The following is a 19,895-nucleotide window of genomic DNA, read 5'->3' on the forward strand; positions in this document are numbered from 1 at the left end:
AAGGAATCGATGGGTAATTCAATGTTAATCCTCCTAAAAAATTCGATAATTGGCGAACACGTAAGCCATCCGATAAGCAATCATAATGAGGATAAAGCTGACGATGGATTTGAACATCCCCACCGCTGTACCAAAGCTGTAATCACCGCTCAGCAGCCCGACTCGATACACATACGTATCAATAATATCGCCTTTGCCGTAGACTAACGGATTATAGAGATTGAAGATCTGGTCGAAGCCAGCGTTCAAGATGCTTCCAAGTGAGAGGGTTCCTACTACAATAGAGATCGGAATCAAGCCGGGAATCGTAATATACAGAACCTGCTTAAAGCGATTGCAGCCATCCATCACCGCAGCCTCGTAAAGGCTAGGATCTATACCGGCAAGGGCAGCGAGAAATATAATCGTGGCAAAGCCAAAATCCTTCCACACATCACTAACCACGACTGTAAACCGGAACCAATCGCCATTGCCCAGGAAAAATATCGGTTTAATCCCAAACACCGAGCTAAGAATTCGGTTGATCATTCCTCCATCTGTAGAGAGCATATCGATCAGGATGCCGCCCAGAATGACCCATGACAAGAAATGGGGCAGGTACACCATCGTCTGGATGGTTCGCTTATAGCCGATAACCCGAATTTCATTAAGGAGCAACGCGAATATAAAGGGAACAATCAGTTGAAAGGCCACCTTTAAGCTGGCGATAATTAACGTATTGAGTATTACCTGGCGGGATTGCGGAAACTCCCACATCTTGCTGAACTGCTCCAAGCCAACAAATGGGGAATCGGTAAATCCGAGCCAAGGCTTAAATTCCTGAAAAGCCATAATAAGTCCGGGCAACGGACCATACTGGAAAATAATGACGACCAAAAAGGCGGGAATGACCATTAGATGCAAAGGCCAATTGCGCATCAGGTTCCATTTGGGCTTTATTTTTTTTGACTTAGCCGTTGTATGTTCAAGGGCTTCTTGCTTCATTTGCTGCGCGTTTTCCATAGCTCTGCGCTCTCCTCTGTCTGCGTTATAAACAAGCTTATTGGTCTCTATACTGCTGGGGCGTCATTTGAAAGCGTTCCTTGAACACCCGAATAAAATAAGACGTATGTTGATAGCCTAGATTGCTGGCGATCTCATATACTTTTTTTCGGCTATTACGTAAAAAATGAACCGCTCTTTCCATTTTCAAGCGATGTACGTAATCATTAAAGCCTTCACCCGTTTCATTCTTATACAGCCAGGATACATATTTGGGATGAAGATTCACTTTATCCGAAAGCAGCTGCAGCGACACATCCTCGTGCAAATTTTGCTGTACGATTTGTTGGATATGCTGGATAATATCATTGCTATGGGGCACAGCCACTGCAAATGCTCCATCTTGATCCGCTCTCAGGTTATTTAATGATCCCATAGCCCATTGCTCCAGCTCTGTTAAGGATGAGCCCGCTGCACGCATAGCCAGCTTTGTCGATTCGTTGCCGAATACGGATTCAGGCTGCCTTCCTTGGCGGCTGGCCGCATAGCTATAGACCATACAAAGCATATAGAACATTTCCAGCGCAAGTTCACCTGTCATATCCTCAGCCGCATACCATTGGGCAAATAAATCGCGAAGCTTTTGTTCAGCTGCATCCCAACGGCGCTCCTCTAGCAATTGAATCAATACCAGAGATTCACTTAAGGACGCATGAAATAAGCTGTAATCTTCATCTTGCGCACTGGATGGTTTGGCGGGAATTCGTGATGCAGCAACAGCCGTGCTCGCTCCAGAGATCAATATTTTTCCCCTCCTAAAAGTTTTCCGTAGGAAAACTCACTTCGTAAGCATCCACTTAGTTTTCCGTAACAATACTCACTTCGTAAGCATCAGCACTTTTCTTACTTTCTTATCATAAGACCTTTTTGGCCAATCGCATATATTCTCCTCTTTGGAAACGTGTACTAATCTTAAGCATTTAAGAAGTGGTGTCTATTTCTACAGTATCGTTCATGATAAACTAGGATTATCGTATTTATGAGGAATGAAGGTGCCTTATGCCGTTCAAAATGAGCTTTTTCAAAAGAATCATGCTGCTTATGCTCGTCTTATTAATCCCCGTTATGTTTCTATACAGCTATTCGTACCAGACTAGTGTGCAGGTCATCCAGAATGAAATCGAGGCCTCCAGCATCCGCCAGCTTAATTTCTTCTTAAGCCAGGTCGAGAATACCGCTGCCCAGCTCGCTCTCCATTCCATTACCTTGAGCAATGAGAGCAATGAAAGCAGTGTTCGTGAAATTGTCCAGATCGATACGAAGCAAAGCTTTTTTACTATATTAAAAACAAAAAAGTCGATTGAGGATAAGCTTCTCCTATATAGCAGCTCCAGTAGCTGGAAAAACAATATCTCGATCTTTTCGCCTGTATCCGGTGCTGCCCTATCTACGTATCCCGTTATTGAGTACAAGATGCCGCAGCTGGAGGAAAGCTTGATCACCAAGTGGACCTTTTATAAAAAAGATCAATCGAATCCTGATGACCGCTTTACCTGGTACACAACATCTCCGCCAAGCTCACGTTATGACCTAGCCTCTGCCAATCTGATCGTGGAAACGAGCTTTACAACCGACAATTTAAAAAACATGCTCGATGAATTTGTAAGCAGCCGCAAGGGCAATCCCTTTTTCTACAAGCCTAGCTTCGAGCCGATTACGAACCGTAAAGGGAATGCCGACCATATTAACGAATTGATCCAATATTTTGAAAGCCATACACCCGGTAATAAAGGCAGCCAAGCTCAAGTGACCATCGCTGGCAAGCCCTATTTGGTAAGTACGGTTCCCTCTACGGTGCTCGGCTGGCATTTGGTCGATTTTGTCCCGCTTGATGAGGTGCTATCGCCCATGTACAAAAGCCGTAATCTATTTTTCTCGGTGATGCTCATTTTACTCGTGCTCGGAACGGCGATGTCCTTCTTCCTTTACCGCAATGTGCAGATTCCTATTCGGGAATTGATTAATAATGTGCAGAAGCTCAAGCGAGGCGACTATTCGGCACGGCTGTCCAACCAGCCTAAGAATGAATTTCATTTTCTGTTTAGCCGCTTTAATGAAATGGCTGCCGAAATTCAGGAGCTAATTGAAAAGGTGTACGCTGAAAAGCTCCGTTCACGGGAAGCTACATTAAAGCAATTGCAATCGCAGATCAACCCGCACTTTTTTTATAACTGCCTATTTTTTATTGTCAGCATGTCGAGGCTTGGTGAAAATAAAGCTGTAGAAGCAATGGCGACCAATCTCGGTGATTATTATCGGTATACAACCCGCGCCGAGAAACCAACATCGACCTTGAAGGAGGAGCTGGGCCTTGTTAATAATTATTTGACCATCCAGCAGCTTCGGCAGCAGATTGACTATGAGATTCGTATACCGGACTATATGATGAACCTCCCGATCCCCCCCTTATTGCTTCAGCCTTTGGTGGAAAATGCAATCATTCATGGTCTTGAGCCGCTTGTCGGGGATGGGAAAATCATTATTTATATGGAATTTAACGGACAGCATATCGATATTATTGTCGAGGATAATGGAGTAGGAATGACCGATGAGAAATTACAGGAGCTCAGGAATAAATGCTCACAGCCTTTAACGGAGGAAATGGGCTGCGGGCTATGGAATGTGCATCAACGAATCATATATATGTACGGCGAGGAATCCGGGCTGAGGTTAAACCATTCGCTGCTCGGAGGCGTTAAATCGGTGCTTTCAATGAGGAAGGGTGAGCTTGCAAATGTTTGAATTATTAATCGTTGATGACGAAAAGTTTGTGGTCGATAATTTGGCCAATACGTATCCATGGGAGGAGCTTGGGATCACTTCGATCCATACCGCCCATTCGGCTAATGAAGCGCTAGAGCGAATTCAATTCGATAATATCCATGTCGTTATTACAGATATCCGTATGCCGGGTTTGTCGGGTCTGGAGCTCATTGATCAAATACGCAGTATTTCCAGTAAAACCAAATGTATTCTTTTATCCGGGCACTCGGATTTCAGCTATGCCCAGCAAGCGGTATCGTCGCGAGCTGTCGCTTATTTGCTGAAGCCGGTTAAAGAGGATGAGCTGCTGCAAACGGTGCGTACAGCCATCGAGCTGATTGAAGCCGAGTGGCAGGAGGTCATCTCGCAGCAGCGCACTTTGTACACACTCAGCGAGCACCTGCCGCAGCTGCGGAGTGCGCTTTTGAACGAACTGATCCAAGGTAAATACATACCTCCATTAACGCTGGATAAAAAGCTGACGATGTATCATTTACCGGATAAACGGGAGCTGCCCTTTGCGATGATGTTTATCCGTATGGAGGAAGGCTTCAGTAATTATGATGATTACAGCCGGTCTCTGCTCGAATTCGGCATTACGAATATTAGCGAAGAAATCTTTGACGAGAAATTTCATTTATGGCAGTGCAAAGATATTTATGATTACTTAGTATTCGTCATAACCCCCAAGGACCCTAATTTCCTTTCGAGCCATGAGCTTAGCGAGCAGCAGGCGCGAAAAATGCTGGAGAAGCTCTCCCTCCAGCTACAGGATAGCGTCATTCAATATCTAAAGGGTAGCATCTCGGTATTGATCAGTGATTGGGGTAGCTTTCCCGAGCAAATTTATCCGTATTACCAGAACTCGATCTCGATTATCCATAAGCATCCCGAGAATCTGCAAGGCTTTTTTATTAGTTCTTTGCATGAATTACCGGCTGCCGAGTTCCAGCCACTGCGTAATCTTTATGAGCCGCCGATGCTCGTGCATCTATTAGAGGCTGGGCGATGGAATGCCGCCAAGGACAAATTTATGCTGATCATCGAGGAGCTGCGGGTAAAAAAAGGCTACACCTATGAATATATGCAGGAGACCGCCTTAATGCTTAGCTCCGCCTCCTTGCAGACACTGCATAAGCAAGGGCTGCTGCTGGAGCAATTCGATGACATCGGCCTGCTTAAGGCCACTGACCACGAGACGCTAATCTCGATCGATAGCTTGGAGCGGTGGGGCAGCAGGATTATCGATACGCTGCGCGACCATGCAGTCAAGGAGGCGAAGGGCAGCCACCATACCATTATTCATAAGGTACACGACTTCGTCCAGGCTAACCTCGATAACGACGTATCGTTGCAGTCCTTGGCGGACCACGTATATCTGCACCCTGCTTATTTATCTAAAATTTTTAAGTTGGAGACCGGCGAGGGCGTCAGCGACTATATTTATCGGCTGCGTATGGAAAAGGCATCACATCTGCTAAGCGAAACCAATGAGAAAATTCATGAAATTTCTAAAAAATCAGGTTACGTAAACCCATCGCATTTCTCTCGCGTGTTTAAAAAGTATTTTAATATGACGCCGGACGAATACCGCAGCAGGGATATAACGGGTATGGGATAAGGATTGGGGGTGGGAAATGAGAGTGGATATAAAGAAGCGTTTGGGACTGCTTGCGATGAGGTTGGGTAAACGAGGCGATTGGGGCTACGGGTTGAGGGGAGAGATTTATGCATGGGAGAAGAGAAAATGTCTGAGGGGCGCCAAGCTTTAACCAGAATTCCTCCAGTTAATTCATGCCATACTTACTTTTTTTCCAATTACTCCCCTTTTCCTCCTATAATTCGCTACCCTGTTGATGATTTTAGCTTTTGCCGCAGAATTACATGGAGGAAATCCCGCTAAGGATATGGTTTCCTGCGATATCGGCAGTTTTAGCGGGATATTTTCCAGTTAGCTTCAGTTAATCTCAGTTAGTCTCAGTTAATCTCAATTGATCTCAGGCAACCTACTTTCACTCCCCTTAATAACCTCTTGCACGAACTACTGTATTGGTCAAGGGCTCCCCTTGCAAAAATTTCTCGAAATTCGCAACCAGCAAAGCGGTTCTACGATCTGCCTTTTTAGGTGTAACCCCAACTGCATGCGAAGTAATCATTACATTATCCATCGACCATAGCGGGCTTGTATTCGGCAATGGTTCAATCTCGGTCACATCAAGTCCAGCACCTTCCAAATCGCCGTTCTGCAAGGCCTCGATTAAAGCCGCTTCATCTACGGTTCCGCCTCTTCCTACATTGATAAATACGGCGCCTTTTTTCATTTTCTTAATTAGCTCGGCACTAATTAGCCCTTTGGTTTGCTCTGTCATGGGAAGCGCAGATACGATAAAGTCTGATCTCTCCAGCACCTCACCCAAATCGGCTGTTACAACCAGCTCGTCGACAAACTCCGGCTTTGCGGCTTGGCTACGTTTGACAGCGATTACATAAGCACCAAGCCCTTTGGCTTTACGGCAAATCTCGGTGCCAATATCCCCCATACCGATTACCGTTACGGTTGAATCTTGAATCTCTAAGCAATACGGATTGCGCTTCCAAATCTTCTCTGCTTGCTGCCGAAAATGGACATGAAGCTGCCTGGTGAAGGCCAACATCAGCGCTATCGCATGCTCCGCTCCGGGAACTCCGAAAACGCCGCTCGAATTGGTCACGACAACCTGCTCCCGCAATGCAGGATTGCTCACATAGCCATCTGCTCCCGCACTTGGTAGCTGTATCCATTGAAGCTTCGGCATCGCCCGGATTTCGTCATCCGTTGGCCAGCCCACATACACCACTGCTTCCTCCAGCTCACTTTGCGGCAGCTCGCCCCGCTTGCCCGTCACAAAGCTAATTTGCGGAAACTGCTGCTTTAGCCTATCCTCATGTCTGCTCTCCAATGTGAAATCTCCTGAATAACTTAATATGGCTTTTATCAATTGCCTGGTCCCCTTTCGAATATATATTTCTAACAGCTTGCATATCCATCCTTATTCTATCACGATGACTCGCAGTAATCGACATCTTCCCAACACATTAGCGCTTTATATTGAAGTTGTAGGAACAAACCCATACATAAGCAGAGGAGAAATTAAAAATGAAAAAAACAACATTAAGCCTAGCCCTTATCAGCGCCCTGTCCGTAACCATTCTTGGGGGTATGAATACTTATGCAGCTGTCGATTCCGGTGCATCTTCCCCACAACGCCCACCTGCTGTACAAAAATCCGGACAATCCGAGAAGCCTGGAAAACCACCTGAAGCTCCTCCAGCTAGAGCTTCCGCTAATGGAGATACGCAACAACAGGATATGAATAGTCAGGAAAATCGACCGGAACCGGGCACTACACCTCCAGCGCCAAGACATGAAGGTCCAACAGCAGAGGAACGCCAAGAACGGACCCTGCAAGCAGCCGCAGAAAAAGGGATCGTAACCGAAGGGCGACAAATTGAAGACATCCAGCAAGAAATTCGCCTGAAAGAATTGGAATCCATTGCCGATCTACTAAAAAGTGCAGCTGCAGAAGCCAATATTAATACAGACGGGCTTACGTTAGAGGAAATTCAACAAGAGCTGAGAGCTTATTATTATACAAAAATGGAGTCACTGGGCATCAGAGGCGGAAAGGGCATGCAAGGACAAGGACAACAAGGACCTCGTCCAGACCATGCTCCAGGGCAAAATGGTACAGGTGCAGGTACCAATACAGGCACAACTACTACCACTACTAATGCTGAAAATGGTACGACCGTTGTCGTATCAGGTGGATTTAACACAGATCCACAGGACAATGGCAGGCCGGTTGTATTGATTGCCGCAGCACTAGGGGTACCGACTGAGGTTTTTAGAGAAGCCTTCAGCGGGGTTACTCCAGCAGGTGCAGGAGGCGACGGACCAAGCTCCGAGCTGGCACAACGTAATAAAGCAGCACTAATGAATGTTCTTGCTCCCTATGGCATCACCAATGAACGCTTGGATGAGGTATCCAACTACTATCGTTACAGTGAAAGCAAAGGCGAGGTCTGGTCAAGGACTTTGGCTACAGCTACAGCAACCGTTACGGATGGTGTCGTTACAGGGTTAACGATTACAAATCCAGGAGCCGGATATTCCTCCAATCCAACCATTACGGTTACAGGCCCTAATGGCACTATAACTGCTACAGCTACATTAGCTTACACCACAGATTTTAAAACAAATGGAAGTATTTCAGCTATCTCGATCAATTAGTAGAAGGAAGTCATTAGATTCATGTAAATAGCTTGTAAGGCAAGAAGCCCAGCTCCCGCTTTATTAAAGGGAATGGGCTTTTTGTTGTGGCTCTCTTATTAGTCGTGTAATTGCCCAGATGCACGAACGAATGATGGGCTTCCTTCAGCCAACAAAGCTTCCATATCCTCAAGCAGCTGCATCGTCTTCACGGAATCCTCGTAGTTGGGCTCCGGCTTGCGACCGTTAATTAGACAATCGATGAAATAAACCAGCTCATCCTCATAGCCGTGATAAGAATGCTTTGGATATAAGCCATGGCTTGTATTCCAGCTTAAAGTATCTCCGCCTTCCAGCAAGGCATAGGGCTTGAATTGATCCTTTTTTTGACTGGGAGGACGGTTGTAGACCACATTCTTCACATTATCTACCACTACATTGCGCCGGTCACCGATTAATTCCAGTCGCTCCATCGGGTATAGCTCGTCAAGCAGCGAGCCTGATTGAATCGTACCAATGCCGCCACTTTCCGCTTTGAAGGAAATCGTATAGCCGACTCTTTTGTCGTCGATGAAAACGCGCTGCACCTGCGTCAATTGAATCTCGCCCATCATAAAACGTGCCAAATCGAGATGATGAATAACATGGTTCAGTTTAAAATAAGCCTCTGATTTATAAGGTGTCGTATTAAATTGTGACTGGTACATATAAATCCCGCCGAATTCCGAGCGCTGCGAGATTTCCTTCGCCATCACATAGGAGGTCATAAACCTGCGGTTAAAGCCAACCATCGCTGTCTTGCCTGTCTGCTTCTGGATTTCAACCAATTCCCGGGCTTGCTGGCTGGTGGAGCTTGGTGTTTTTTCCACAAAAATATTTACACCCGCAAGCAACGCTGCCTTAGCTACCTCGACATGCATTTGCTCATTAATGACACAAATAATCGCGTCCAGCGATTCAGCTGCCAGCATCTCGTTATAATCCGTGTAAGTTTGAGGAATATTGTAATAATTCGAGAAACGGTTTAATTTGCCCTCGTCGATATCACAGATTGCCACTACCGAAACCGGCTGTGCCCATCTTAAACATGTATAAATAAATTCGAACATATGCTTTCCGCAGCCTACAATGCCAATTCGCAGTTTTTTCTCCATACCAACATTCCTCCTGAAATCATTATTCTAAAACGATGATTTAGGCTGTATGCCCAGCATTTCATCCAAATCATCCAGCAGCCTCATCGTCTTTACCGTATCGGCAAAGTTGGGCTCCGGCTTGCGTCCATTCACTAAGCTATCGATAAAATAGACCATTTGGTCCTCATAGCCGTAATAGGAGAAACGTGGATATAAGCCCAAGCTTGAGTTCCATACAAGGGCATCGCCACTTTCCACTAAATCGTAGGGCTTGTAATGGTCACGCCGATGGCTCTGCGGACGGTTATAAACGAGATTTCGAATATTATCTACGACAATATTTTGCTTGTTACCGAGTAACTCCAAGCGTTCCATCGGATACATTTCGTCGAGAATGGAAGCCGACTGGATCGACCCGATCGCTCCACTCTCCGAACGGAAAGAAATCGTATAGCCGACCTGCGTATGACCAATGGTCTCATCCAAGCTAATGCGCTGTGCATGCGTTAGCTTGATTTCGCCCAGCATAAAACGAGCCAAATCAAAATGATGAATGATGTGGCTTAGCTTAAATTCGTCGTCTGATTTATAAGGCGAAGCATTAAATTGTGATTGGAACATATGCACACCGCCAAACTCCGGACGCTGTGAAATTTGTTTCGCCATCACATAGGATGTAGTAAATCGACGGTTAAACCCGACCATCGTAGTTCTGCCCGTTTGCTCCTGAATCGCCAGCAATTCCTCGGCTTGTGCCGTATTTAAACAAGGCGTTTTTTCCACCAACACATCAATCCCGGACAGCATAGCAGCTTTTGCCACCTCATAATGCATCTCCGGATTAATCACACAAATGATCGCATCCAACGGCTCTTTGGCGAACATTTCACGAAAGTCCGTATAACGCTTCGGAATATTGTAATGCCCTGTAAATTTGTCTAACCGGCTTTCATCGATATCACATGCCGCCAGCACGGAAACGGGCTGTGCCCACCGCAAGCAGTTATACATAAATTCGAACATATGCCTGCCGCAGCCAACGATTCCGACCTTTAATTTTTTAACATTATTTGACATATATAGCATTACCCCTTCCTGATTGGAAGCTGCACTGGGTAATCCTTATCCTCACCATCCCTTGCCAGCTTCTTTATCCATTGTAGCGCCGAGAAGCTGGCTAAGCATCAAAATAAACTATGGAAAATTCATAAAATCCGCTGTGGTACCTACACTCGCTCTATATTGCCGTGGAGTCATCTTCACAAGCTGCTGGAAGGAACGATAAAAGGAGGCGTGGTTAGGAAAACCGCTTTGCAAAAAAACATCGGTAATCGGCAGCTCACTGCCAATCAATAACCGCTGCGCTTCCTTTACCCGCATTTTGATCAAATATTCTTTAAACCCATCCCCGATACTTTCTTTAAACAGATGGTATGTCCGCGAGGGGCTCAGTGATATATGCGAAGCCACATCCTCCAAATGAATCGTTTCCGTATAATGCTCTCTAATAAATTGCAACGCCGGAAAGATCCGGTTAAATGAGGTCTGGGTCACATTCCATTCCTGCTCACTGAGCAGCGATCTATAATAACGGACGAGCAAGGCGCATGACTGCATAAGCGCACCTATCACATGGCTTCTATAGCCGATCTGCTTTTGCTCCAATTCCTCGCTCATCGTGCTCATCAATCTACCAATATCCCGCGCTATCGGGAGCTCTCCAGAAATTTGGTTGCGGATAACGAAAGGCTTCGAATTAAAGGGGAGCAGTAACTCGGGTTCACTCGTTTCTAATATCGAGGGGCGAAAATAAATAAACAAAAACTGGCATATTTTTCCCGGATCGCAATTGGCAATATGGGGCTGCGCTTGATTGACCACGAATACATCGCCTGGCCGCACCGCATAAGTCCTATCTACAATATGAAACCAGCCCTCACCTGAAAGGCAAAGGCCAAGCTCCAGAAATGGATGCCAATGCTGCGTTACCGTGTTGGCCCTGATCGAGCGAATGGCCATATCAACTGGAAACACTTGGTCCAAATCCATTTTTTCTTTACGCATGCGGAGCCTCCTGGGGGGTAAAGTGCGGTGAATAGGTGGCGCTGCGCGGCAGAGGTGTTCCTTCGATTGCTATTGTTCATAGATTATTGGATTAGATAAGATATTTAGAGGTGACAATCTATGAACAAAGGCACCGCTTCGCTATCTACAGAACACCCCTGCCGCTCCGCTGCTTATTCACCGTACTTCTACTACGATTATGTAAGAAACGCAAAGCCGAGCGGAGCAGGCAGCCCCTTCTGGAGAAACGAAGTGTTCGCCTTTGCAGCCGGATTCTTACCCTAATGGGGCTAAGAAAATCCAAGAATCGGGCTGCAACAGCGATCGAAGGAAGGGGCTGCTTGCGCAGCGTCGCCTTGCTGATCGTATATGAATTTCATCTTGTGTAGCTCTAGCTATAAGTCCAGCTCTTCCCTATCATATAAATCCTGTCGGCGGTCATAAAAGGGAGCAACGATCCCATGCTCGCGGTTTTGGCGAAGCTGGGCGAAATCGATGGTCGTATACACAATCATATTTTCATTTACTGTACCGACACCCAGGATGCCATCGCTAGGAAAAGGAAAATCGCAGGAGGAGAATACACCGGCCTGGCAATGGCCTTCATCAATCTGCGGACGTGGCTCGGACATGCTGCCCACAATGCCGCTTAATTGCACAAAAAATTGATTCTCAATCGCCCGCGCCTGGCAGCAATTCCGCACACGATGATAGCCGGCGGCCGTATCGGTATAGGATGGGCACAGGATCAGCTCTGCTCCTTTTTTCGCTGCGATTCGGGCAATCTCGGGAAATTCGATATCATAACAGGTCAGGATCGCGACTTTGCCCCATTCGGTATCGATCATATTTAAGGCATTGCCGCCTCTTAGCTTCCATCGTTGCTTTTCTTCAGGAGTCAGGTGGAATTTATTTTGCGTTTCTACCCGACCGTCTGGGAAGAACATATGAGCCTTATTGACATAATCATCATGCTCCTTGCAAATATGGGTGCCGCCGACGATAATCATATGGGTTTCACGGCTTTGCTCTAGGAAAAATTTTTCATAGACTGCTGTAAAGCTATCCAAATATTCGCAGGCCTCCTCATTGCTCATAGCAGGCGTAAAAGCTAGCAGATGTGCGGTTACATATTCCGGAAATACAACCAAATTCGCGCCTTGGGCAGCGGCTTCTTTAATCGTGGATGCCAAGCCATCCCAATAATGCTCGGCAGATTCGATTCCTGTGAGTCCATTTCGGCTACCTAGTCCATATTGGACGGAAGCAATAGTTAGTGTTGTCATTATGATGCTCCCTCTTTATGAACGAATTTGCAATGAATAAATATCTGTACGGCGATCCCCAATGGTTAATACATCCATCGTTTTGCGGTAGCGCTGTAATACTTCCAAATCAACCTCCGCCATAATGACGGTTTCTGTATTTTCACTGCATTCCGCCGCCACGCCATCACGCGGGAAGGAGAAGTCCGAAGGCGTATAAATGCCCGATTGGGCATATTGAATATCAATATTTTCGACATGCGTCAAATTACCAACAGTGCCTGCTGTGACCACATACATCTGGTTCTCAATGGCTCTGGCTTGTGCACAATATTTAACACGCAGAAAGGTTTGGCGATCCTCCGCACAATAAGGAACGAAAATAATTTGCGCGCCTTCTTCAGCGACAATCCGCGAAATTTCCGGATATTCAATATCACTGCTGAGCTGGATCGAAATCTTGCCGCAGTCCGTATCAAAGACTTCCAGCTTCATGCCGCCATTAATTCCCCACCATCTCCGTTCGTTCGGAGAAATATGCAGCTTATATTGCTGGGCAATGGAGCCGTCGCGGCGGAACAGGTGGGCCACATTGTAGATCCGGTTATTTTTTTCAACAAAATGCGAGCCGCCAATTACATTGACATTATATTTGACCGCCAAATCGGAAAATAGCTCTACATAATTAGGCGTGAACTCCGTCAATTTGCGTACGGCCAGGCTTGGGGAGCGTTCTTCAAGGAATGAAAGCAGCTGCATGGTCACATTTTCGGGAAACACAACAAAATCCGATTTATAATCGGAAGCCACATCCACGTAATGCTCGCATTGGGTAGCAAATTCATCAAACGATTCAATTTTCTTCATCATATACTGCACCACACAAATACGCACGGGAAACGACATTTTGTAATGGATTTTCGACATCGTGGGCTTATATTCAATATTATTCCATTCCAGCAGCGTCGCATAGGTCATCGACTCCCGGTCCTCTGGCAAATAGTTCGTTATAATCCGCTTCAACGTAAAACCGTTCATCATCTGGAAGGTCAATACGGGATCATAAATATTTTGTTGCAATACCTCTTCGGCATAGGCTCTTGGTGACATTTTATCACTGTATTTATGATAAAGCGGGATACGTCCGCCTACAATAATACTTTTGAGATTCAGCTGCTCCGCCAAGCGTTTTCTAGCCTCATACAGCCGCCTGCCTATTTTCATACGCCGGTATTCGGGGTGAACCATAACCTCCATACCATATAAATTGGCACCGATCGGATTATGCTTGCTAATATAGCCCTTATCGGTTATTTCCGAATACGTATGCTGCTCCAAATAATCATCAAAATTTACGATCAGGCTTGAGCAGGAGCCGATAATTTTGCCATCATATTCAACGCAGATCTGCCCATCCGGAAAAATCCGAATATGGCTTTCCAGTTGCTCCAGCTTCCATGGCAGCATATTGGGGAAACAAATAAGCTGAAGCTCGATAATATTCTCGAAATCAGCTCGCACAATATTACGGATAATAATTTTTTTCTCAAACTGTGAAACATCGCCAATTGTCGTCATATAAACTCTCCACTCTTCACTAGGTTTACCATTTAGTATATACATACAATACTATCGGTATATTTGCGATATGTAAACTTTATATTCATCGGTAATTGAAACAGGTGATTTACAAAAGATTTATAATTCGTTAACGTTCTCTTTACATCCGGCTCCTATACTTGGCTTATTGCCATCATTTAATGAAGAGGTGTCTAGATGAAACACAGTAAGAAACTATTAACCAGTATGACCGCAAGTGCTATATTTCTAACCAGCTTGACAGCCCCTGCCGCTTTTGCAGCGGAAAGTAAAGACGTGCCTGTACGCAAAACCATTGAAAATATGGAAGGCAAAATTACCTGGAATGATAAAGACCGCAGCATTCAAATTGATGTTGGCAGTGTACAAGCCCTGCTGAAGCTGGATTCCGAGGATGCAACGCTTCAAGGGAAGTCGATAAAACTCAACAAAAAACCTTATTTGCTTGACCAAATGGCACAAATTTCTCCAGAAACACTTCTTTCGATCCAACAGCTCGTTATTGCCGCACAAAATAAAACCGGTTACGAGGTAGCGGCAACGTTCAAAATGCCAAACGGCAAAGCCGAGATTATTTCCTCCACACCTGACGGCAAGCGGTTAGTTGTAACCGAGGACGATTTGGGCAGCGTCAGCATCTTAAATATCGAAGACGTGACGAAGGTCACTATACTCAAGACGGTTAGCCTGAAAAGCCTATCCGACAAAGTGGCTGTTACTAGTGTTGCCGTAACTACTGATGGCAAATATGCTTTAGCCGCTGTTCGCACAGGCGATGATAAGAATACGGCCAGCAAAGGCATCGTCGCTGTGATTGATCTAACTACATATGCAGTTGCGAAAACCTATGAGGTTGGCATTGGCCCCGATAGTATCGTGCTTTCCAAGGATGGCAAATATGCCGTCGTGGCGATTGAGGATGAAGAGATTGATATCGCCAAAGATGAAATCGATTATAAAAATGCCAAGCGTCCAGGCTCAATCGCGGTTATTAGCTTCGCTGGCGGAGACGCAACCCAAGGCGAGCTTACCGATATTAAAGTCGATTTAACAGCAGTCAAGGGAGCGATTTATCCCCACGACCCGCAGCCGGAATACATAGCGATTAGCCCGGATAGCTTAACCGCCGCAATCACTTTGCAGGAAAATAATGCAATCGCCATGGTAGATCTAAGCAAAAAAGCGATTACCTCTATTTTTGCGCTAGGTGTTACTAAACATAAAGCCGATCTCAAGACTGATGATAAGGTATCCATTACCGAGGATCTGACCTCCCGTCCAGAGCCTGATGGCATTGCCTTTACTTCCGACGGCAAATATTTGTTTACCGCCAATGAAGGCGATCTGGGCAAGGACGAATTTAAGGATGGCGTCCGTTCAGGAGGACGTAATGTTATGGGCTGGGATCTTAACGGCAATGTAGTCTATGACAGCATGGAATGGATCGACCACTCTGCCGCTTTAGCCGGGCTCTATCCCGAAGATCGCAGCGGGAACCGGGGCAGCGAGGTAGAAAACCTCACGATTGCCGAGGTGGGTGGCAAGCAGATTATGGCTGTTGCTGCTGAGCGTGCTAACGCGATTGTATTCTTTGATGTGACCAACCCGCTGAAGCCAGTTCATCTGGGTCTGCTTCCATCCGGTACTTCGCCCGAGGGCATTATCAAAGTTACGGGACGCAACCTGTTTATCAGCGCTGATGAGGTGGCTGGCAGCTTGACCTTTTATCAAGGTAAGTAATTACGAAGACAAGTGATTGGTTTTCGCTTCTGAAAACTTCACAAAAAGCACCCCCCCACCCCACTTCAATTGTGGATACGGAGGTGCTTTTTTCCTGATGTTGCATACTTCAATGACTCAAGCTTATTTATACACGCACGGATTTAATAGCCTCCAACGCCTTAAGCGTCTCCCTGATAAAAGCAGGCTCATCCTTAGGAGTGCGCGAGGTGATAAAATTGCGGTCGACGACGACCTCCTCATCCTTATAGGCGGCTCCCGAATTTAGTAGATCATCCTGTAACGGAGGATAGCAGGTTAAAGTCCGACCTTTTGTCACATGGGCGCTAATTAAAATTTGTGGACCGTGGCAAATCGCCGCGATTGGCTTGCCCTGCTTATCGATCGCCTTAATAAAGGACTGGATATCAGGATCAAGCCTTAACTGCTCAGGCGAAGAGCCTCCGGGAATAACTACGGCATCAAAGCTTGTCGGATCTGCATCTTTGGCGGCCAGCTCGCTTACGTAAGTAGCTTTTTTTTTTTTCCTTCCAGCTTTTCACCGGCCTTTAGTCCAATGATGACGGTCTCATGTCCAGCCTCACGAAGGGCTTCATACGGTTTTTGCATTTCGCTATCCTCAAATTGGGCTGCTAATAGAAATGCTACTTTTGCCATGAGTAAACGACTCCTCTCGATTATAAGCCTTGCTAGGAAAACACTTGTATATATTACCCAAATAAAGCTCCCAATAAACAATGGCCAAAATACTTGTGTGAAGCCGTGTTGCTTTAGTTAGGTTGATATGTCCTATGGTATAATAAAGGTGATAAAAAGATTTCCACTACAAATTTAAGCGGATACTCACCAAAAGGTTTTCTGCGAAAACGCTCAGGAGGTAATCTATGGCTACATTTATTACTATCACGGTCATGTTTTTGATTGTTATTATCATTGTTAGTAGAATAAATCGGGCCAAATCAGGGAAAACCCGCATCAAGGGTCCTGTTCACCGCCCAAACCAAACTTCCAAAAAGAAATTCAACTCTATTAAGCCCTACGAAAACACACCTATTCCGGTGCTGCTTGGTATTCAACCCCATATTCCTTTAAAGGCAGCGATTGATCGCATGGAGCAGGCACTGGCCAATGGCTTTACTGAAAAGCTGAAAGCCCGTGTCATCATTAAATATCCCAAAATGACGCTTGCCGAATTTGAATGGAAGTTCCTTGAACTAAAAAGGTACTTTCTAATGACTGCGGTTCTCAAGGATGTACCGATGTTTAGCGATGCGGTGGATGATATCTGGCATGAGATGCTGATGTTTACACGTGAATATAACAAGCTTGGAGAAGCTTTATTAGGCTCCCCGATCCACCATGCCCCCCATACAGGCGGGCAGCCAGATCCTGAAGGGCGTGCTTGGTTCGATTGGGTTTATGCCAACATGTTTATTCAAACTCCGTATTCCGGGAGAATCTGGGGAGCGTTCTTCAAGCATCCCCTTAATCGGGAAATGATTGAGGAGATCAAAATCTCGGGAGAGACGGAGCTGATTCCGCGCGGCTTTAACAAAGCGGCTGTCGAGCGTTACCCCGAAATCCGTTCAACTGCAATGCTCCTGATTCGTAAGGCCAAAGAGCAAGCAGCCGGCGCGGTTCCCGGAGCTACTTACAACCAAGAGCGACCTGCGTTTGACCACGCAGCGTATATGCCCTATTTGGCTGGAGCCTTGCTGTTCTACTCGGTCACGCAGCTAGGCAGCTTTGATTCCTCCATGGAGCAGCATCTCAGCGAGGAGGAAATGAAGCAGCGTGCGCAGGAGCAAGCCTACGGCGGTAGTGGTGGCAGCTCATGCAGCAGCAACGGAAGCCGGGATGACGATAACCGCGGTGACCACGACAGCTCCGGTGATGGCGGCGGGGATGGCGGTGGCAATGACAGCGGCGGCGGGTCATCGAGCTGCTCGGGATGCGGCGGTGGCGGCGATTAAATAGCTTGGCTATGCCCGTGGCATATTACCCGCAACCATAGCTACAACAGACCAAGCAAGATCGGGCTGCCCCAAGACAAGAGGGAAGCACGAATGAATGGATCCAATGAAAAGCCAAAGAACCTCTTATCCACGGTTGGAGTGGGTTGAGGTTCTTTTTCGGCTCAACGCCGAAATCAGCTTTTAAATTGAAGTCCATTCTCCTTGCCAACCGAGAACAAGTAGTCCCTCGCCTGCGTATATTGCTCCTGCGTTTGCAGATGCTCCAGCATCAATGGAACTTCACCTGGCAGCTTAGCTAGTTCGCATAGGTAGGTCCTATAATCCAGTTGCCCTTGTCCAGGGATGCTCTCATCAAAATGCAGCGCGAGCTGGTCACGCAGCACAATATCCTTCGCATGGCAGCTTACAATATAAGGACCAAGCAGCTCGAAGCAGCGCTTGATCAGTTCGCCGTTGTTAAAATATTGGCGTGGCGACACAATAATATTAACGGGATCCAGATGAGCAGCAAAAGCAGGACGATCCACCGCTTTAATCAGCTCAAGGCAAGCCTCTGGGCTGTCTGGGAGCACCCACTGCATAAATTCCAAACAAAATTTAGCAGTTTTCGGCTTCACGGCATCAATAATGGTTCTTACCGTTTCCACGCATAGCTCAAAGCCTTCGGTGGATAAATTATAAGGATGTGGTCCATATTTGCTGTTTGGCAGCACCGAGCCTATATAATCAATGCAGCAAAACGCCCCAACTTCCTCAGCAAGCGCTAACCGCTCGATGACATAGGCTTGGTTGCTGGACCGTTGTGCCAGATCGGCATCGACCATATTGCACCAGGCACCAACCTCAGCAATGACGACATCCTGCTTGGCGAAGGCTTTGCGGATTTGCCGAATACGCTCCGGCTGTGCAAGGGTTACCTCCGGACAATAGGCTGCACTATAGCCATAGGCTTTATGTGCGTCTGCGATTTCTTCCGGGTCATCCGTGGAGCCTTGTAGATTACCGCCTAATCGAATCATCTTTTTCTCCTTTAGCTTATAAATTCCGCGAATTTTTGGACCCAGCATCTCCTAATAGCCCACTAATGCTTTATCTAAGGATAATCCACTTTGAATCAGGATGAAAGCAAAGAGCCAGTATAAACGACTTTATCGTTTAGCTGGCGATTTTAACGGCTGACAAGACATGACTCCAATTGATTACTCTGTGCTACGATTACCCTTTTAACCCTGTTGTAGCCAGACCCTGCACCAAATATTTTTGGAAAAACAGGAACACCATAAGCTGCGGCACGATCGACAGCACAGACATCGCGAACAAAGGACCCCATTGTGAAACCGAGGAAGGATCCGCAAACATACGTAGGCCCAGCGATACAGTGAACAGCTTCGTTTGGTTTAAATAAATGAGCGGTCCCAAGAAATCATCCCATGACCAATAGAAGGAGAATATCGCTACAGTAGCCAGTGCCGGTGCCATTAAGGGCAGCATCATGTACCAAAAAACACCAAAGGTCGAGCAGCCATCAATAACGGCCGATTCATCCAGCTCCTTAGGGATACCCCGAATAAATTGGATCAGCATAAAAATGAAAAACGGAGTTCCACCCACGAATGCCGGAACGATAAGCGGCATAAAAGTATTCACCCAATCCAGCTTATGGAACAAAATATATTGGGGAATGAGCGTCACCTGTGCTGGAAGCATAATCGCCATAAGTAGAAAAGCAAATAATAGCTTGCGCAGCTTAAACTGCAGGCGGGCAAAGCCAAACGCGACCAAGCTTGAAGAAAAAAGCGTGCCAATTACAATCGCTGTCGTCACGATCAAGGAATTTTGAAAAAACAGCCCAAAATGGAAATTACCAAAGCCTGCCCAGCCTTTTACATAATTGCTCCATTGCAGACTTGAAGGAATTAACGATGCTGAATTCGTGAAAATTTCCGATTCCGGCTTTATCGAGCTCGAAATTAACCAAAGGATGGGATACACCATAAACAATCCCAACAGCACAACGCCTGTATGAAAAAAGAAGGTACGTATGGAACTGGTACTGTTCAAT

Annotated in this window: 16 protein-coding genes and 1 pseudogene; 6 read left to right on the forward strand and 11 right to left on the reverse strand. The window is 46.2% G+C overall.

Annotated features, from left to right (window positions below; all coding sequences use genetic code 11):
* Nucleotides 1–33: 33 nt before the first annotated feature.
* Both G9U52_RS03820 and G9U52_RS03825 read right to left on the reverse strand, forming a co-directional pair.
* Entirely contained in the window at nucleotides 34–918 is an 885-nt protein-coding gene (locus G9U52_RS03820; RefSeq protein WP_375790227.1) for an ABC transporter permease, read from the reverse strand.
* A gap of 121 nt (nucleotides 919–1,039) precedes the next feature.
* Nucleotides 1,040–1,783, reverse strand: coding sequence for a helix-turn-helix transcriptional regulator (locus G9U52_RS03825; RefSeq protein WP_166146336.1), 744 nt, complete (start codon nucleotides 1,781–1,783; stop codon nucleotides 1,040–1,042).
* 269 nt (nucleotides 1,784–2,052) lie between these two features.
* Between G9U52_RS03825 and G9U52_RS03830 the strand changes: the two genes are divergently transcribed.
* Genes G9U52_RS03830 through G9U52_RS40770 form a run of 3 tightly spaced genes read left to right on the forward strand, consistent with a single transcriptional unit; the run spans nucleotide 2,053 to nucleotide 5,576 of the window.
* Nucleotides 2,053–3,783 carry a sensor histidine kinase gene (locus G9U52_RS03830; protein WP_207952763.1) on the forward strand — a complete coding sequence of 577 codons (1,731 nt, stop codon included), beginning with the start codon at nucleotides 2,053–2,055 and terminating at the stop codon, nucleotides 3,781–3,783.
* Nucleotides 3,776–5,425, forward strand: a complete 1,650-nt coding sequence (locus G9U52_RS03835; RefSeq protein WP_166146340.1) for a response regulator — start codon at nucleotides 3,776–3,778, stop codon at nucleotides 5,423–5,425. The genes G9U52_RS03830 and G9U52_RS03835 overlap by 8 nt, the downstream gene beginning before the upstream one ends.
* A 16-nt stretch (nucleotides 5,426–5,441) precedes the next feature.
* On the forward strand, nucleotides 5,442–5,576 hold the full coding sequence (locus G9U52_RS40770; protein WP_279538539.1) for a hypothetical protein: 135 nt from the start codon (nucleotides 5,442–5,444) through the stop codon (nucleotides 5,574–5,576).
* A 249-nt stretch (nucleotides 5,577–5,825) separates the two neighbouring features.
* Here G9U52_RS40770 and G9U52_RS03840 read toward each other — a convergent pair whose 3' ends face one another.
* Nucleotides 5,826–6,743: a D-2-hydroxyacid dehydrogenase gene (locus G9U52_RS03840; protein ID WP_166146342.1), complete on the reverse strand. Its 918-nt coding sequence runs from the start codon at nucleotides 6,741–6,743 to the stop codon at nucleotides 5,826–5,828.
* 197 nt (nucleotides 6,744–6,940) lie between these two features.
* Between G9U52_RS03840 and G9U52_RS03845 the strand changes: the two genes are divergently transcribed.
* Nucleotides 6,941–8,074: a hypothetical protein gene (locus G9U52_RS03845; protein ID WP_166146344.1), complete on the forward strand. Its 1,134-nt coding sequence runs from the start codon at nucleotides 6,941–6,943 to the stop codon at nucleotides 8,072–8,074.
* Between the two features lie 98 nt (nucleotides 8,075–8,172).
* On the opposite strand, the gene G9U52_RS03850 is transcribed toward G9U52_RS03845, so the two are convergent.
* From G9U52_RS03850 to G9U52_RS03870, 5 genes are all read right to left on the reverse strand, one after another.
* Nucleotides 8,173–9,207, reverse strand: coding sequence for a Gfo/Idh/MocA family protein (locus G9U52_RS03850; RefSeq protein WP_166146346.1), 1,035 nt, complete (start codon nucleotides 9,205–9,207; stop codon nucleotides 8,173–8,175).
* A 27-nt stretch (nucleotides 9,208–9,234) separates the two neighbouring features.
* On the reverse strand, nucleotides 9,235–10,266 hold the full coding sequence (locus G9U52_RS03855; RefSeq protein ID WP_166146348.1) for a Gfo/Idh/MocA family protein: 1,032 nt from the start codon (nucleotides 10,264–10,266) through the stop codon (nucleotides 9,235–9,237).
* Between the two features lie 117 nt (nucleotides 10,267–10,383).
* A complete protein-coding gene (locus G9U52_RS03860) occupies nucleotides 10,384–11,253 on the reverse strand; it encodes an AraC family transcriptional regulator (protein ID WP_166146350.1) in 870 nt (289 codons plus the stop codon).
* Between the two features lie 395 nt (nucleotides 11,254–11,648).
* On the reverse strand, nucleotides 11,649–12,539 hold the full coding sequence (locus G9U52_RS03865) for a carbon-nitrogen hydrolase family protein (protein ID WP_166146352.1): 891 nt from the start codon (nucleotides 12,537–12,539) through the stop codon (nucleotides 11,649–11,651).
* A 15-nt stretch (nucleotides 12,540–12,554) separates the two neighbouring features.
* The gene (locus tag G9U52_RS03870; protein ID WP_166146354.1) at nucleotides 12,555–14,096 is read right to left on the reverse strand and encodes a bifunctional GNAT family N-acetyltransferase/carbon-nitrogen hydrolase family protein; all 1,542 of its coding nucleotides are present in this window, start codon (nucleotides 14,094–14,096) and stop codon (nucleotides 12,555–12,557) included.
* Between the two features lie 198 nt (nucleotides 14,097–14,294).
* Here G9U52_RS03870 and G9U52_RS03875 point away from each other — a divergent pair, with 198 nt between their 5' ends.
* A complete protein-coding gene (locus tag G9U52_RS03875; protein WP_166146356.1) occupies nucleotides 14,295–15,857 on the forward strand; it encodes a choice-of-anchor I domain-containing protein in 1,563 nt (520 codons plus the stop codon).
* Nucleotides 15,858–15,984: 127 nt separating this feature from the next.
* Here G9U52_RS03875 and G9U52_RS03880 read toward each other — a convergent pair.
* Nucleotides 15,985–16,514 (reverse strand): annotated as a pseudogene (locus G9U52_RS03880) (type 1 glutamine amidotransferase domain-containing protein).
* A gap of 227 nt (nucleotides 16,515–16,741) precedes the next feature.
* Between G9U52_RS03880 and G9U52_RS03885 the strand changes: the two are divergent.
* Nucleotides 16,742–17,830, forward strand: coding sequence for a UCP032817 domain-containing protein (locus G9U52_RS03885; protein WP_166146358.1), 1,089 nt, complete (start codon nucleotides 16,742–16,744; stop codon nucleotides 17,828–17,830).
* Nucleotides 17,831–18,006: 176 nt separating this feature from the next.
* Here G9U52_RS03885 and G9U52_RS03890 read toward each other — a convergent pair whose 3' ends face one another.
* Both G9U52_RS03890 and G9U52_RS03895 read right to left on the reverse strand, forming a co-directional pair.
* Nucleotides 18,007–18,852 carry a sugar phosphate isomerase/epimerase family protein gene (locus G9U52_RS03890; RefSeq protein WP_166146360.1) on the reverse strand — a complete coding sequence of 282 codons (846 nt, stop codon included), beginning with the start codon at nucleotides 18,850–18,852 and terminating at the stop codon, nucleotides 18,007–18,009.
* A 196-nt stretch (nucleotides 18,853–19,048) separates the two neighbouring features.
* On the reverse strand, nucleotides 19,049–19,894 hold the full coding sequence (locus G9U52_RS03895; RefSeq protein WP_243767103.1) for a carbohydrate ABC transporter permease: 846 nt from the start codon (nucleotides 19,892–19,894) through the stop codon (nucleotides 19,049–19,051).
* Between the last annotated feature and the right edge of the window lies 1 nt (nucleotide 19,895).

Origin of the sequence: Paenibacillus agricola (genome assembly GCF_011440305.1) — a bacterium.
Classification (GTDB): Bacteria; Bacillota; Bacilli; order Paenibacillales; family NBRC-103111; genus Paenibacillus_S; species Paenibacillus_S agricola.